General features: G+C 70.3%; 14 protein-coding genes. 3 read left to right on the top strand and 11 right to left on the bottom strand.

The window, feature by feature from the left end; all coding sequences use genetic code 11:
- Positions 1-11: 11 nt before the first annotated feature.
- From ACIRON_RS08855 to ACIRON_RS08815, 9 genes are all read right to left on the bottom strand, one after another.
- A complete protein-coding gene (locus tag ACIRON_RS08855) occupies positions 12-173 on the bottom strand; it encodes a hypothetical protein (RefSeq protein ID WP_160027856.1) in 162 nt (53 codons plus the stop codon).
- Between the two features lie 30 nt (positions 174-203).
- Positions 204-1,454: a glutamate-5-semialdehyde dehydrogenase gene (locus tag ACIRON_RS08850; protein ID WP_402991711.1), complete on the bottom strand. Its 1,251-nt coding sequence runs from the start codon at positions 1,452-1,454 to the stop codon at positions 204-206.
- Between the two features lie 69 nt (positions 1,455-1,523).
- Positions 1,524-1,934 (bottom strand): hypothetical protein, encoded by a 411-nt coding sequence (locus ACIRON_RS08845; RefSeq protein ID WP_402991708.1) that lies wholly within the window; start codon positions 1,932-1,934, stop codon positions 1,524-1,526.
- Between the two features lie 51 nt (positions 1,935-1,985).
- A complete protein-coding gene (locus ACIRON_RS08840; RefSeq protein WP_402991705.1) occupies positions 1,986-2,891 on the bottom strand; it encodes a phosphotransferase family protein in 906 nt (301 codons plus the stop codon).
- Positions 2,892-2,907: 16 nt separating this feature from the next.
- Positions 2,908-4,194, bottom strand: a complete 1,287-nt coding sequence (locus ACIRON_RS08835) for a phospholipase D-like domain-containing protein (protein WP_402991703.1) — start codon at positions 4,192-4,194, stop codon at positions 2,908-2,910.
- Between the two features lie 212 nt (positions 4,195-4,406).
- Positions 4,407-5,360 carry an electron transfer flavoprotein subunit alpha/FixB family protein gene (locus ACIRON_RS08830; RefSeq protein WP_402991700.1) on the bottom strand — a complete coding sequence of 318 codons (954 nt, stop codon included), beginning with the start codon at positions 5,358-5,360 and terminating at the stop codon, positions 4,407-4,409.
- Between the two features lie 23 nt (positions 5,361-5,383).
- Positions 5,384-6,184, bottom strand: coding sequence for an electron transfer flavoprotein subunit beta/FixA family protein (locus ACIRON_RS08825; RefSeq protein ID WP_402991697.1), 801 nt, complete (start codon positions 6,182-6,184; stop codon positions 5,384-5,386).
- A 110-nt stretch (positions 6,185-6,294) separates the two neighbouring features.
- On the bottom strand, positions 6,295-6,630 hold the full coding sequence (locus ACIRON_RS08820) for a hypothetical protein (RefSeq protein ID WP_402991694.1): 336 nt from the start codon (positions 6,628-6,630) through the stop codon (positions 6,295-6,297).
- 5 nt (positions 6,631-6,635) lie between these two features.
- Entirely contained in the window at positions 6,636-7,415 is a 780-nt protein-coding gene (locus tag ACIRON_RS08815; protein WP_402991691.1) for an enoyl-CoA hydratase/isomerase family protein, read from the bottom strand.
- A 139-nt stretch (positions 7,416-7,554) separates the two neighbouring features.
- Between ACIRON_RS08815 and ACIRON_RS08810 the strand changes: the two genes are divergently transcribed.
- Positions 7,555-10,965, top strand: coding sequence for a M36 family metallopeptidase (locus ACIRON_RS08810; protein ID WP_402991688.1), 3,411 nt, complete (start codon positions 7,555-7,557; stop codon positions 10,963-10,965).
- A 103-nt stretch (positions 10,966-11,068) separates the two neighbouring features.
- Positions 11,069-12,112: an NAD(P)-dependent alcohol dehydrogenase gene (locus tag ACIRON_RS08805; protein ID WP_402991685.1), complete on the top strand. Its 1,044-nt coding sequence runs from the start codon at positions 11,069-11,071 to the stop codon at positions 12,110-12,112.
- 157 nt (positions 12,113-12,269) lie between these two features.
- Here the strand turns inward: ACIRON_RS08805 and ACIRON_RS08800 are convergent, their stop codons facing one another.
- A complete protein-coding gene (locus ACIRON_RS08800; protein WP_402991682.1) occupies positions 12,270-13,460 on the bottom strand; it encodes an MFS transporter in 1,191 nt (396 codons plus the stop codon).
- Between the two features lie 66 nt (positions 13,461-13,526).
- The gene (locus tag ACIRON_RS08795) at positions 13,527-14,408 is read right to left on the bottom strand and encodes an RNA polymerase sigma-70 factor (RefSeq protein WP_402991679.1); all 882 of its coding nucleotides are present in this window, start codon (positions 14,406-14,408) and stop codon (positions 13,527-13,529) included.
- Positions 14,409-14,541: 133 nt separating this feature from the next.
- Between ACIRON_RS08795 and ACIRON_RS08790 the strand changes: the two genes are divergently transcribed.
- Positions 14,542-15,285, top strand: coding sequence for an NUDIX domain-containing protein (locus ACIRON_RS08790; protein ID WP_402991676.1), 744 nt, complete (start codon positions 14,542-14,544; stop codon positions 15,283-15,285).
- Positions 15,286-15,293: the final 8 nt, after the last annotated feature.

The raw sequence follows: 15,293 nt of genomic DNA, 5'->3' as shown, positions 1-15,293 counted from the left end.
CTGATCAGCGCTCAGGAGTGCTCACGGCCACCGGCGAACCAGACCAGGACCAGGAGAGCGAAGACGAGGATCGCCAGGGCGCCGCCGCCGATGACCCACTCGATGCCAGAGGTGCCGTGCTCGGCCCCGTGCTCAGCGGAGGTGATGATGCTCGACACAACAGAGTTCGACATGGCGCACAGATTACCTTGTGGCTGCTGCTGCTAGCGCACGTGCCCGTCCCCGGTGACCACATACTTCGTCGAGGTCATCTCGGGCAGCCCCATCGGGCCCCTGGCGTGCAGCTTCTGGGTCGAGATCCCGATCTCCGCGCCGAAGCCGAACTCGCCACCGTCGGTGAACCGCGTCGAGGCGTTGACCATGACCGCCGCGGAGTCGACGGCTGCGGTGAACCGGCGGGCCGCGCCCAGGTCCTCGGTCAGGATCGCCTCGGTGTGGCCGCTCGACCAGCGCCGGATGTGGGCGACGGCGGCGTCGAGGGAAGGTACGACCGCGGCGCTGATCTTCAGCGCCAAGAACTCGGCCGCGTAGTCCTCGTCGGTGGCGGGCTCGACCAGGTCGAAGGCACAGAAGGCCTCGTCGCCCTGGATCTGCACCCCGCGCTCCTGCAGGGCGGGGACCACCATCGGCAGGAACTCCTTGGCGATGTCGGCGTGCACGAGCAGCGACTCGGCGGAGTTGCACACGCTGGTGCGCTGGGTCTTGGAGTTGACCACGATCGTGACCGCCTTCTCGAGGTCGGCGGCCTTGTCGACGTAGACGTGTACGTTGCCCACCCCGGTCTCGATGACCGGCACCGTCGACTCCTCGACGACGCTGCGGATCAGCCCGGCGCCACCGCGCGGGATGAGCACGTCGACGAGGCCGCGGGCCCGCATCAGCGCCTTGACCGAGTCGTGGCCCTCCCCGGGCACGACCTGGATCACGTCGGCCGGGAGGCCGACGGAGGCGACGGCGTCGCGGAGCACGGCGGCGATCGCGACGTTGCTGGAGGCGATGTTGGAGGAGCCGCGCAGGAGCGCCGCGTTGCCGGACTTCAGGCAGATCCCGGCCGCGTCCACGGTCACGTTGGGGCGCGCCTCGTAGATCATCCCGACGACGCCGAACGGCACCCGCACCTGGCGCAGCTCGAGGCCGTTGGCGAGGGTGCTGCCGCGTACGACGTCACCTACGGGGTCGGGGAGGGCGGCGAGCTCGCGGAGCGCGGCGGCGATGCCGTCGAGACGCTCCGGGGTCAGGGTGAGGCGGTCGATGATGTTGGCCGGGCTGCCCGCGGCCTCGGCACGGGCGACGTCGGCCGCGTTGGCCTCCAGCACCTCGTCGGCACGCGCGAGGAGCGCGTCGGCCATCGCGTGCAGCGCCGCGTCCTTCACACTGCGCGGCGCGAGCGCGAGCTCGTAGCTCGCCTCGCGTGCCTTCGCCGCCACGTCACGGATCACTGCCTCTGCACTCATGTGAGAAAGCCTAGGGGGTCCGGGGTGGGCAGCCACCACCCCTTTCGCCGTGCGGACCGTACGGCCGGGTCAGTCCTCCTCGGCCAGGCCCAGCAGCACACCGAGGCCCCTGAGCGGGTCGAACGGGCTCTCGGACGGCTCCGCCGTCGCCATCGGCTCGCCGCTCGCCGACCCGGACGCCGAGGGCCGGACCTTCCGAGGCGCCTTCACCGGCGTCGGCTCAGCGGCGCCCGTCGGCCGTGTCGACGGCGCCTCGCTGCGATCCGGCTTCGCCGGCGCGGACGAGGTCGCCGTGCTCGCCGTCGGCTCGGGGTCCGTCATCGCCGGGTAGTCCACCGGCGGCTGATACGTCTTCCGCACGAACGCGATCCCCGTCGTCGCGGCTGCGAACAGCGCAGACAGCACGAGCGCCGAGATCCAGGGCGTCCAGCCACGCCACCAACCTCCGGCGGGGCTCCGAGCCCCGTCGAACTCACTCACTCCCACAACCATCCCCCAGGTTGCGCCGGCACCGTCCGGCGCGCTCCGATCCTAGCCTCGATCATCGCCCTCCGGGGCGGTGTGGACATCCCCGGATCGGCCGATCGCGAGCAGGAGGTCGTGGGCCCGGGCGGCCACCGGATTGGCGGTACGCCGAGCCCCGAGCTCGACCAGCGCGACCAGGTCCGCGGACCTGGCCAGGTCGAGGGCATCCGTGGCGCTGCCACCACGCACCGCGACGTAGCCCGCCAATACCCCCGAGACGTACGCCTCGTCCCGATCGAACCTCAGCAGGTTGCCGAGGTCGGCGAACGGCGAGCCGGCGTGGGCGAACTCCCAGTCCAGCACCGCGCGCACCCGCAGCGTCTCCGGGTCGATGATGAGGTTCTTGGGGTTGAGGTCGCTGTGCACCAGGCTCACCCGGGTGACCTTGTCGAGCCGGTCCTGGGCGTCGGCGGCGACGTCCCGCAGCCCCTCCAGGTCGGACGGCGACCAGTCGAGACGCTCGGCGTACGACTCGACCCACTCGGTCAGGTCCAGCTCGAACGTCTCGACCCGCAGGTCCTTGTCGGCGAAGGTCCCGGCACTCAGGAACGGCATCCCGGCCAGGGTGCCCGCGATCTCCCCGAGGCAGCGCCCGAGCCGATCTCGCTGCGCCTCGTCCAGGTCGGGCAGCAGCAGGTCACCGCGTACGCCCTCGACGAACTCGGTCACCAGCAGCGCCGGCGTGCCCGTGGCCGGGTCGGCGCGGCGTACCTCCAAGACGTCCGGGACCGGGACGAGGCCCCGCACCAGACGGTGCAGGGCTTCGTGGACCTCCGCGGCCTGCGGGTGGTGGCGTGGGTCCGCGAAGACCCGCACGACCGACCTCTCCCCACCGGCCTCTGCCAGAAACGTCTCCCCCGACCAGCCGCCGTCGAGCGGCCGAAGGCCCCCACCGAGTTCACCAAAGCTCACCCGGCGAGGTTAGCGGTCAGGCGCAGGGCCGGCTCTTCGGCTCGATGTAGACCCGGTGCGTCGCCCTCGGGCTGTCCCACATCTTGTTGAACCGGGAGGTGTAGGCCTGGTAGTAGCTCTTCGAGGTGAACCGGAAGGTGACCTCGTCGTTGCTGAACGACGGCGGTGACCAGTTCTCCGAGCCGGTCCAGACGCTGAAGGTGCCCTTGTCCGCGAAGCGGCCGTTGACGCTCATCCACTTGTAGTGGGAGTAGCAGCGCGAGCCGTAGACGATGTTGTCGCCGCTGGTCGACTTCTTCTGGCCCCAGTCCCAGGCGGCGTCGCGCACCGGGATGCCGACCGCCCTCAGCTTGCGGTAGACCACGTCGCTGGTCACCGAGCCGATCACCCGGACCACGCAGCCGCGCTTCTTCAGCCGGACCACCTCATCGGCGATGCGCTCGCCACGGCGGCTGTACCACGCGTACATGTGGATCCGCAGGATCGTCTTGCCCTTGGTGCCGTAGCCGCTCGGCGCACGGCACCCGACCAGCCGCAGCCGGTCGATCACCCGGTCGCCGCTGCCGCGGGCGTAGATCTCGTCACTGGTCGCGCCCGGACGCTGCCGCTGGAAGCCGACCGAGGTGCCGCCACCGGTCCAGGACACGTAGCGCGGCGAGGCCTTCCGGTCGGCCTTGAGCTCGTTGAACATCCGCAGCCACGTCTTCCACAGGCTGTCGTTGGCGTAGATCGTCTGGGCGTCGTTCCACTGCGAACCGGCCGCGCCGCCACCGAGGTTGCCGGAGCTGTTGATCAGGACGTTGCGCTTGGTGCCGACCTGGGTGAACGAATGGATCTTGATGTGCAGGTTGCCCTTGTCGTAACCACGGCAGGCACCGGCGCAGCCGTAGATGAAGCTCGGCCGGGAGCGCGTGGTGCCGAGGCGGGCGGCCAGCTTTCGCTCACCGCTGCTCCACATCTTCCGGTTGACCAGGATCTGCACGTGCACACCACGCTTGTGAGCGGCGATGAGCTGATCGACGGTGTCGGCGCGGTCCAGGTTGTAGGTGACGAACCGGATGTAGGAACCCTTGACCGCGTAGCGGACGCTGTTGTTGATCCGGTGGACGATGTAGTTGCGCTGCGACGCGTCGCCGGTCGGGTTGTTGAAGAACGGACCCGCCGGTGGCGACCAGGTCGCCGCCGTCGCAGGCGTCGAGACCACGGACATCGTCGCAACGACCAGGGCCACCACGCAGCCGGCCACAGCCGAAGCGATCGAGATCTTCCGGGTCTTCCTCGACCTGAGCACATTCCCCCACATGCGGCCGGACTATACCCAGCGACGTATGGCTCGCAACGACAATTCCGAGAACTAGATGCCGAACCGAAAGAAACCCGCCTCCGAGCAGTGCTCGGAGGCGGGTTTTCGGGACGTACGTCCCAGGCTCGAGGGGTCAGCCCGGCCGCCTTCGGCGGCGGGACTTCCTCGCTCGGCGCGAACGGACGAGCAAGCTCGCCGTCCGACCTCGCTCGTCAGCCCTTTGCGGCCTTGACGGCCTCGGTGACGGCCGGGAGGACGGTGTGCAGGTCGCCCACGACACCGAAGTCGACGAGCTCGAAGATCGGCGCCTCCTCGTCCTTGTTGACCGCGACGATGGTCTTCGAGGTCTGCATACCGGCACGGTGCTGGATGGCACCGGAGATCCCGTTGGCGACGTAGAGCTGCGGGGAGACGGTCTTGCCGGTCTGGCCGACCTGGAAGGTGTGCGGCATCCAACCCGAGTCGACCGCGGCACGCGAGGCACCCACGGCGGCACCGAGCGCGTCGGCGAGACCCTCGACGGCGGAGAAGTCGCCGCCGGTGCCACGACCACCCGAGACCACGATCGCGGCCTCGGTCAGCTCCGGGCGACCAGAGGCCTTACGCGGCTGGGAGGCCACGATCTGGGCGGTCTTGGCGGCGTCGGAGATGGTCACCTCGAACGGGGTGACCGCGGCGGCGCCGGCCTTCTCGACCGGAGCGGCCGAGTTGGGCTTGACCGTGATGATCGGGGTGCCCTTGGTGACCTTCCCCTTGACCGTGAAGTTACCGGCGAAGACCGACTGGGTGGCCACACCGGAGTCGTCGAGGTCGACGGCGTCGGTGATCAGACCGGAGTCGAGCTTGATCGCCAGCCGGGCGGCGACCTCCTTGTTCTCCGCGGAGGAGGGCAGCAGGATCGCGGCCGGGGAGGCGGAGCCGGCCAGCTGGGCCAGCGCCTCGGCCCGCGGGGCGACCAGGTAGCCCTTGATCTGGGCGTCGTCGATGACGTAGACCTTCTCGGCGCCGTAGCCCTTGACGGCCTCCGCGGCACCAGCGGCACCGTCGGCGCCACCGATGTAGACCGCGGACGGCTCGCCGAGCTTGGCGGCCAGGGTGAGCAGCTCGTAGGTCGGCTTCTTGACCTGACCAGCGACGTGGTCGATGAGAACGAGAACTTCAGCCATGATTCAAAGATCCTTTCTCGGCCTCAGATGAACTTCTTGGACGCGAGGAAGTCGGCCAGCGCCTTGGCGCCCGAGCCGTCCTCGTCGGTGACGATCTCACCAGCGGTACGCGGCGGACGCGCCGCCGTCTCGAGGACCTCGGTGTAGGCGGCACCCAGACCCACCTGGGCGGCGTCGACACCCAGGTCGCCCAGCGACCAGGACTCCAGCGGCTTCTTCTTGGCCGCCATGATGCCCTTGAAGGACGGGTAGCGGGCCTCACCGGACTGGTCGGTGACCGAGAGGACCAGCGGCAGCGTGCCACCGATGACCTCGGTCGCGACGTCGCCGTCACGCTTGATCCGGACCTGGTCACCCTGGGTCTCCACGACCGCGGCGAGGGTGACCTGCGGCAGGCCGAGACGCTCGGCCAGCATCGCCGGGACCACGCTCATACCGGCGTCGGTCGAGGCCAGACCGCCGACCACGAGGTCGACCTTGGTCTCGGCGCCGATCTTCTCGATCGCCTTCGCGAGCACCAGCGAGGTGGCGATGGAGTCCGAGCCCGCGATCGCGTCGTCGACGACGTGGACGCCCTTGTCGGCGCCCATCTGCAGCGCCTTGCGCACAGCCGCCTCGGCCGCCTCGGGACCAACGGTCAGCGCGGTGACGGTGATCTCCTCACCCTCGCGCTTCTCCTTGATCTGCAACGACTGCTCAACCGCGTACTCATCGAGCTCGGAGAGCAGACCGTCGACGTTCACGCGGTCGACGGTGAAGTCGTCCTCGAACTGCCGGTCCGCGGTCGCGTCCGGCACGTACTTCACAAGCACAACAATGTTCATGATGGTGCGGCCTTGCCGGCCCCTCCTGGAATGGTCGTAGTTCGCCAGCGATGTTACCCGTCAGTCACATACGATGACAGGTGCCTACGCGTTGAGAATGTCACATGGCCTCAGGGCCGGATGACACCGGCCACGATGCGGCCGACGATCAGCCACGCCAGCGCACCGATGCCCCAGTTGAAGAGTGCGTTCTTGATCTCGGCGTCCTCACCGCTGAACTGCTTGATGCCGTTCTCCCGCGAGAACAGGCCCAGGTCGGCGATGTCGGCGGCGTGGAGGACGAACGCCACGAGGGTGTTGTCCTGGTTCGCCTGGAGCGCGATCATCAGCGCTCCGATCGCCAGCGCCAGCGCGGCGAGCAGCGCGATCACCCAGACCACCCTGGCGGCGTAGGACCGGATGGTGTGGACCATGCCCGGGCCGGTGGACGTCTTGGTGTCGGACACGGGATTCACTTCCCTTCGAAGTTGGCTTTGCCGGGGCCGTTCTCCAGGAACGATCCCATCCCGGTCTGGGAGTCCTGCGTCGCGAACACGCCGGCGAACTGCTGCTGCTCGATGGCCAGCCCGGTGGCGAGGTCCACCCCGAGCCCCTTGTCGATCGCCGTCTTCGCCGCCGCCAGAGCGTACGGCGCCGCCTTCTTGAACTGGCTCGCCCACGCGAGCGCCTCCTCATAGACCGAGGCCGACGGCACGAGCCGGTCGGCCAAGCCGATTGCAAGCGCCTCGTCTGCCTTGACGAAGCGGCCCGAGAAGATCAGATCCTTGGCCTTGGACGGCCCGATCAGCCGTGCCAGCCGCTGGGTGCCACCGGCACCCGGGATGATGCCGAGCAGGACCTCCGGCTGACCGAAGGTCGCGTCGTCGGCTGCGATGCGGAAGTCGGCCGCGAGGGCCAGCTCGCAGCCTCCACCCAGCGCGTAGCCGGTCACCGCGGCCACCACCGGCTTGGGCATCTCGGCGACGGCCGTCACCGCGGCCTGCACGCCCGCGACCCGCTTGGCCATCTCGGAGTAGGAGAGGCCGGCCATCTCCTTGACGTCGTTCCCGGCGGCGAACAGCCGCTCGCCTCCGTAGACGACGACCGCGCGCACGTCGTCGTCGGCTGCCGCCGCGTTCGCGACCTCGAGCAGCTCAGCCTGCACCTGGAAGCTGATCGCGTTCATCTTCGGCCGGTCGAGCCGGATCGTGCCGATGCCGTCCTCGACGGTGAGGTTGACGAAGTCACCCATCGTGGCGCTCCCCTGTCTGTGAAGGCGGTTACATGTGTCCGGAACCCTATCGGGTGCCATCCACCTCTTGTGTGCCGGTTCGCGGTACACGCGTTGCGTGTATCCGTAACCCCTGCCGGTAAAGGGACGTTTCAATAACATGACCGATATTCGTTCCAGTCGCGCTCGGGTGAGCCTCGGTGCCGCGCTGAGCATCGCTCTCGGCGCCTTCGTGCTGGCGACGCCGGTCTCGGGTGCCGCGCTCTCCACCGCTGATGACACTTCCACCAAGGCCGAGGAGGCCCGCTCCGGCGGGCTGCTCGGTCACGAGGCCGACGCCGGTCTGGACGTACGCGACCGCGTGCTGCCCACCTCGACCCAGAAGTCCGCGGCCGATGCCCTCGATGCTGTCGACGTCCGCTGGAACGCCCAGGGAACGCCGACCTCGCTGATCTCCGCCGACGGCGTGCTGGCCACGGCCGGCTCCTCGGACCCGGTCGCCGCGGCCCGGGGCTTCCTCGACGACAACGCGGCGGTCTTCGGGCTCACCGCGGCCCAGCTGGACGACCTGGAACTGGTCAACGGCCAGAAGCTGGCCGGCGGCGGAGGTCACGCGGTGCTCTTCCGGCAGACATACGACGGCCTGTCCGCCGCCACCGAGGGGCTGGTCACCGTGGGCGTGGCCGACGGTGACATCACCTACGTCTCCTCGTCGCTGTCGAAGGTGAGCGGCGACGTCGCCGAGGCGACGTTGAGCCCGACGCAGGCATGGCTGAAGGCCGCCGCCTCGGCCGGACGGCCGATCTCCGGTTCGCAGGTCGGCGAGATCGTCACCGACGCCGCGGCGAAGCTGACCGACTGGACGAAGCTGACCGTGCCCGGCCTGGCGACCGACCAGCTGGTGCGACTGCGTGCCCTCCCGGTCCCCGGCGAGGGGGTACGCCCCGTCTTCCAGGCCACCGTCGTCGACTCCGCCGCCGCCACGCTGCTGGGGCAGACGGTGCTGGTCGACGCGGTCACCGGCGAGGTGCTCCTGCGCCGCGACAACGTCGACCACGAGAACGACGTCGAGGGTCCGTTCACCGGCACCGCGCTCGACGCCTGCGGCCCGAAGCACACCTTCGACATCTCCGACGACAAGACCCGCACCCTGGCCGCGCTCGCCATCGGCCTGCCGACCGACGACTTCACCGTGAAGCTCTTCGCCCCCGACGGGACCCTGCTCGTGGAGGGTGACCTGCTCACCAGCCCCGAGGCCGCGACCTACACCGCCGCGAAGATCGACCCCGGGACGTACGCGGTCCAGGTCTGCCCCTTCGACGACTCGCTCCTCCTCGGCAGCTACACGGTGACCGTGGCGTCCTCCGACGCCGGCGCGGAGACCGGTGACCTGCCGGGCAGCAACCCGCGCTGGTCCTACTTCCCCGGCACCCCCGACGCCGCCTCGACCGGGGGCGCCGCGGTCCCCGCCAACGACGTGATCGCGTGCTGGACCAAGGTGGCCGGGTGCACCGGGCCGGAGCTGAAGAGCCTGGCCAACGCCGGCCCGTGGGACACGCTGCTCAACACGACCGTCGGGGTGCCTTCGCTGACGACCATCGGCAACAACGCCAACACGCACGAGGGCTGGCTCTCCCCGCTCGCTGCCGGTGGCCTCGAGCAGGCGCCGATCTCGCCGCTGCGTGACTACACGGGGAAGTTCACCGACGCCTGGAACAACTCCAGGTGCGCGCCGACCAACCTGGTCCCGGGCGGAAACGACGTCAACTACGTGGTCGGCAACCTGTTCGCGAGCCACAACCGGATGCACGACTGGTCCTACTTCCTCGGCTTCACCGAGGAGAACTACAACCTGCAGACCGACAACCTCGGCCGTGGCGGCCGTGGCCTCGACGCCGAGGTCGGCAACGCCCAGGCCGCCGCGATCGACTCGCAGGTCATCGAGCAGACCGGGCTGCTGACCGGCCGCAACAACGCCAACCAGCTCACCCTGATGGACGGCGTTCCGGGCATCACCAACCAGTACCTCTTCCAGCCCGCTGCCGGCGCCTTCTACGCGCCCTGCACCGACGGGTCGCTGGACTTCGGGATCGTCGGCCACGAGTACACCCACGCCATCTCCAACCGGATGATCGGCGGTCCCGACGACGGGATCACCTCCGAGCAGGGTGGCGCGATGGGTGAGTCGTGGGGCGACCTGGCCGGGGCCGAGCACATGTTCGCCCACGACCTCTACAACGGCGGCACCCCGTGGGCCGTCGGCACCTACGCGACCGGCAACACCGAGACCGCGATCCGCGACTACGCGATCGACAAGAACCCGCTCAACTTCTCCGACTACGGGTTCGACACGACCGGTCCCGAGGTCCACGCCGACGGCGAGATCTGGAACGGCACGATGTGGTCGGTACGCAAGGCGCTGGTCGACAAGTACGACGCCACCTACCCCTACGCCGACAAGGCCCTGCAGCTGCGCTGCTCGGTCGGGACCACGACGGCCTCGCCGCTGGCCGCCGACAAGTGCCCCGGCAACCGCCGCTGGATCCAGCTGGTCTTCGACTCGTTCCTGCTCCAGCAGGGTGCGACCTCGATGCTGGACGCCCGTGACGCCTTCCTCGCCGCCGACCAGATGCGCTTCGGCGGCGCCAACCGCCAGGTGATCGCCGATGCCTTCGCCCGCCGCGGCATGGGCCAGTACGCCACTACGACCGCCGACAGCGACGAGCCGACCCCGAGCTTCGCCTCGCCGGCCTCGCGCAACGTCAAGGTCACCTTCACCGCGCCGGCGCCCGGGAAGGTCTACGTCGGCCGCTTCGAGGCGCGGGCGACCCCGATCGCCGACACGCTCTCCGAGACCGGGCTCGGGTCGGTGGCTCACTTCGTGCCGGGGACGTACGAGCTCCTCTACGTCTCCGCCACCGGAGGCGCCCAGCGCAAGACGGTCACGGTCTCCCCCGCCGAGATCACCAAGACCGTCTCGTTCGCGGCCGGGACCAACCTCGCCGCGGCCGCCAACGGCGCCACCGTGCTCACCTCCACCGAGGGCTCGCGCAACCCGGCCGCGCTGATCGACGGCACCGAGGCCACCAACTGGGGCGGGGTGACCGCGGGCGACGTGGACGCCACCACGCCCTCGATCGCCGTCGACCTGGCCGGCGGGACACGCACCGTGAAGACGGTCGGGGTCAGCGCCTACCTGTCGCCGGCGACCGAGACCGACGCCGACTCGGGGTCGCGCTTCACCGCACTGCGGAAGTTCGCACTGGAGGCGTGCGTCTCCGCCTGCGAGACGGCCGGCGCGACCTGGAAGCGCTTCTACACCTCGGCCGACGACGCCTTCCCCGGAAAGCGCCCGCGGCCGGTCGCCCCCGACCTCAACCTGCGCACCTTCGACGTCCCCGACACCTCCGCCGCGGCGGTCCGTCTGGTGGCGTTGGAGAACCAGTGCACGGGCTATGCCGGCTACGCCGGTGAGCAGGACGCCGACCCGCTCACCACGACCGACTGCAAGACCGGCTCCGACCGCGGCACCATCGTCCACGCCGCCGAGCTGCAGGTCTTCGGGCAGTAGCCCGGACCGCCGCTGCGTCCGTTCTGCCCTGGCGTACTCGCGTACGCCAAGGTAAAACGGGACGCAGCGGCGGGCGGGGGTCCTGCCGGTCTGGAGATCGACGATGAAGGCACTGAGGTACGTCACGATCGGCGCTGCGCCGGAGATCAACGAGGTTCCGGTGCCGGAGCCGGCGCCCGGTCAGGTGCGGGTGAAGATCACCGCGGCCGGCGCCTGCCACTCCGACTCCTTCCTGATGGGACTGCCGGAGGAGGCCTGGAACACGTTCGGCTACCCGCTGCCGATGACGCTCGGGCACGAGGGTGTCGGAGTCGTCGACGCGCTCGGCGACGGCGCTCACGGGATCGAGCACGGTGAGCCGGTGGCCATCTACGGGCCGCAGGGCTGCGGCCGCTGCTATCCCTGCGCGCAGGGCAAGGAGAACTACTGCGAGCGTGCCGCCGAGCTCCACATCAGCCCACCAGGGCTCGGCACCGACGGGACCATGGCCGAGTACGTCCTCGTGCCGGACGCCCGCCACCTGCTGCCGCTCGGCGACCTCGACCCGGTCGCCAACGTGGCGCTCACCGACGCCGGTCTGACGCCCTACCACGCCATCAAGGGCTCGCTGCCCAAGCTGGTCGCCGGCTCGACCGCCGTCGTGATCGGCGCCGGCGGCCTCGGCCACGTCGCGATCCAGCTGCTGCGGGCCCTCTCCCCCGCCACCGTGATCGCGCTCGACCTCGGCGAGGACAAGCTCGCTCTGGCCACCGACGTCGGCGCGCATCACGCCTTCCTGTCCGACAAGACGGCCGCCGACAACATCCGCAAGGTCGTCGGCGCCCGCGGCGTCACCGCCGTCTTCGACTTCGTGGGCGCCCAGCCGACCGTCGACCTGGCCGCGTCCGTGATCGGTGTGGAGAGCGACCTGGTGATCGTCGGCGTCGGCTCCGCCACCGCCCAGGTCGGCATGCTCGCCAAGCCGTACGACTCGGTGATCCGGGGTCCCTACTGGGGTTCGCGCTCGGAGCTGATGGAGGTCCTCGACCTGGCCCGCGCCGGGCTCGTGCACGTGGAGACGGAGCAGTTCTCCCTGGACGAGGCACCGGAGGCGTACCGGCGACTTCACGAGGGCACGCTGCGCGGCCGCGCCGTCGTCGTCCCCTAGGGCGTGTCTCCCAAATCCACGCCCGCTACGCGACGTTTCGCATCCGATCTGGCCGCGTTGGCGCCGCTCGACAGCCACCAGGATGCCGTCGCAGCGCCGCCTTGCCAGATCGGCCCGAAACGCCGCTCGCGGCCGCCGTGTCTTTGAGAGACACGCCCTAGTCCGGCATCGACGCCAGAGCAGCTCCGGCGAGCAACGCAGCGACGAGCACGGTCCCGGCAAGGACCCAGTAGAGCGCGTCGTACCCGCCCAGCACGGTGGCGAGCGCGGCACCCACCGCGGGAGCGAGCGCGCCCGCGACCCCGGCGGGAGCCGAGTAGACACCGTTGAGGGCGGCGTACCTCTCCGGGCCCCACACGTCGCTGACGACGGTGGCGGCGATGAGGGTGTAGAGCCCGCGGGCGGTCCCGGTGAGCACCGCGACGACGATCATCACCCAGCCGACCGCGGGCAGCAACGGAAGCAGCGCGACGGAGGCCGCGAACCACAGCACTCCTCCGATCATCCGCGCCCGGACGCCGAAGCGCCGCGCCAGCATCGGGTAGAACGCACGCCCTGCGACCTGGCCGGCGCCACTGAGCCCGAGGGCCCAGGCGGCGGTGGTCGCGCTCAGCCCGTGCTCGACGAGGAACGGCACCAGGTGGACGATCGAGGCGAACACGGCCAGCGAGACCAGGGTGCCCGCGAGCGTGAGCAGCACGAACCGGCTGCTCCGCAGCACGTCCCGGTCCCGCACCGGTCGGCCGTCCTTGCTCGGGGCGGTCGGCTGCCAGGCGAGATCGAGCACGACGATGCTCGGCACGAATGTCAGCACCAGGAAGGCGACGGCCAGGATCACGTACGTCCACCGCCACTCCACCCACCCCGCCAGCGCATCGGTGAGCGGCGCGAAGATCGTCGAGGCGAAGCCACCGGCGAGGGTGAGCGTCGTGATCGCATCGACCCGCCGGTTACCGAACCAGTGGGTCAGCGCCGCGAAGGCCGGCGGGTAGAAGGTGCCCGCGGTCGAGAGCCCGACCAGCAGCCAGCCCAGCGCGAAGATCCAGTACGAGGGCGCGGCAGCGACCACGAGCAGCGACGCCGCCCCCATCAGGCTGGCCCCGGCCATCACCCACCGCGGCCCGAAGCGCTGGATGACCCGCCCGACCGGGATGCCTGCCACGGCGCCCACGAGCGTGCCGGCGGAGAACGCGGTGGTGATCGCGGCCGCCGACCATCCGGTGGCGTCGACGATCTGCGGCTGCAGGACGGTGAAGGCGTAGTAGAGGACGCCGTAGGCCGCGGTGACGGTCACACAGAGCGTGATCAGCACCGCGAGCAGCGGCCGCCCGTCGACCCGCTGTTCCATCGACAACCTCCAAGCAGCACGTAGGTCGTCACCCTCCGACGCGCCGCCTCGGCGCCGACGTCGGCCTCAGCGTTCCAGGTGGACCTCTTCGGCGACGCCGCTGAGCTTGGCGGGGTTGCGCACGTAGTAGAGGCCGGTGACCATGCCGTCCTCGACGTGCAGGGTGACGACGCCGTCGACCTCCTCGCCGAAGTAGAGCAGCATCCCGGGGGCGCTGTTGACGCTGGCGAGCTCGAACCTGGGGACGCCGTACTTCGTAGCCAGCCCCGCGAAGAACTTCAGGACCTTCTCGGCGCCGTGGATCGGCCTGCGGGCCGCCTGCACCGCACCGCCGCCGTCGGAGAAGAGCACGACGTCGGGGGCGAGCACGTCCAGCAGCGACTGCAGGTCGCCGCCGGTCGCGGCGTCGCGGAACCGCTCCAGGGCGCGGCGTGCCTCGGCCGCCGAGACGGACTCGCGCGGCCGCCGCTCGGCGACGTGGGCACGCGCCCGGTGGGCGATCTGGCGCACCGCGGCGGGCGACTTGTCGACCGCTCCCGCGATCTCGTCGTAGCCCAGCGCGAAGACCTCGCGCAGCACGAAGACCGCCCGCTCGGTCGGCGAGAGCGTCTCCAGCACCAGCAGCACCGCGGTCGAGAGCGAGTCGGCGAGCTCGGCGTCCTCGGCCACGTCCGGCGAGGTCAGCAGCGGCTCGGGCAGCCACGGACCGACGTACGTCTCCTTGCGGCGCGACAGTGTCCGGATCCGGTTGAGCGCGAGCCGGGTCGTGATCCGCACCAGGTAGGCGCGCTGGTCGCGCACCTCCTCCAACGGCACCTCGGCCCAGCGCAGCCAGGTCTCCTGGAGCACGTCCTCGGCATCGGCGGCCGAGCCGAGCATCTCGTAGGCGACCGTGAAGAGCAGGTTGCGGTGAGCGACGAACACTTCCGTGGCGGCCTCGTCACTCATGACCGCGACCCTACCGGCGCCGGGGCCTCCGGGATCCTGAACGTGCTGGGCATCCTCGCTCCTGTCTCGTCTCTTGCATCTCGTCACCATCCAGACACCGGCACGCATCAGGTTGTGACACTAGGGTTGGAGCGTGAGCGAGCCAGAGACGACGACGGTGGCGGAGGGCGTTGCCCGGATCGAGTGGGCCGCGGGCGAGGCCGTCGACGTCGTACGCCGCGAGGTGGCCGCCGCGCTGCTCACCCACCACCGGGTGGAGGCGCTGGTCGACCCGGCCGACGTCACCGAGCAGCGCACCGCGACCTGGTCGGGGCTCCACCGCGAGGGCCTGCTCCGGGGCGTGGCGGGCGGCCAGGACCGGATGCTCTACGCCCGGGTGGCGAGCGACGCCCCGGTGGAGGCTCCCGAGGGCTTCCGGGCGCTGCTCAACTCGTTCCTCCCGCGCAAGCGCGCGATCGGGCAGATGCTGGTGCGCGACGCCGAGGAGCGCGTCCTGATGTGCCAGCTGACCTACAAGAAGGACTGGGACCTGCCCGGCGGCATCGTCGAGGTCGGTGAGTCGCCGAAGCTGGCCACCACCCGCGAGATCGAGGAGGAGCTCGCCCTCGTCCTCCCCGCCGGCGACCTGCTCCTCACCGACTGGCTGCCGCCGTGGGGCGGCTGGGACGACGCCGTCTGCCTGATCTTCGACGGCGGCGTCCACCCGGCCTCGATCGTGGAGCAGACCACTCTCCAGCCGCGCGAGATCCGCTCGGTGGCGTTCTGCACGCTCGACGAGGTCCGTGAGCGGGCCGCCGACTTCACCGCGCGCCGGGTCGAGGCCGCGCTGGCGGCGCTGAAGGGCGGCCCGACCTATACCGAGTCGGGCCGCCCCTAGCTCCTACG

This window comes from Nocardioides sp. NPDC101246 (genome assembly GCF_044767415.1).
Taxonomy (GTDB): Bacteria; Actinomycetota; Actinomycetes; order Propionibacteriales; family Nocardioidaceae; genus Nocardioides.
The sequence above is the reverse complement of the archived record's forward strand: the minus strand, read 5'-3'. Positions and strand labels throughout refer to the sequence as shown.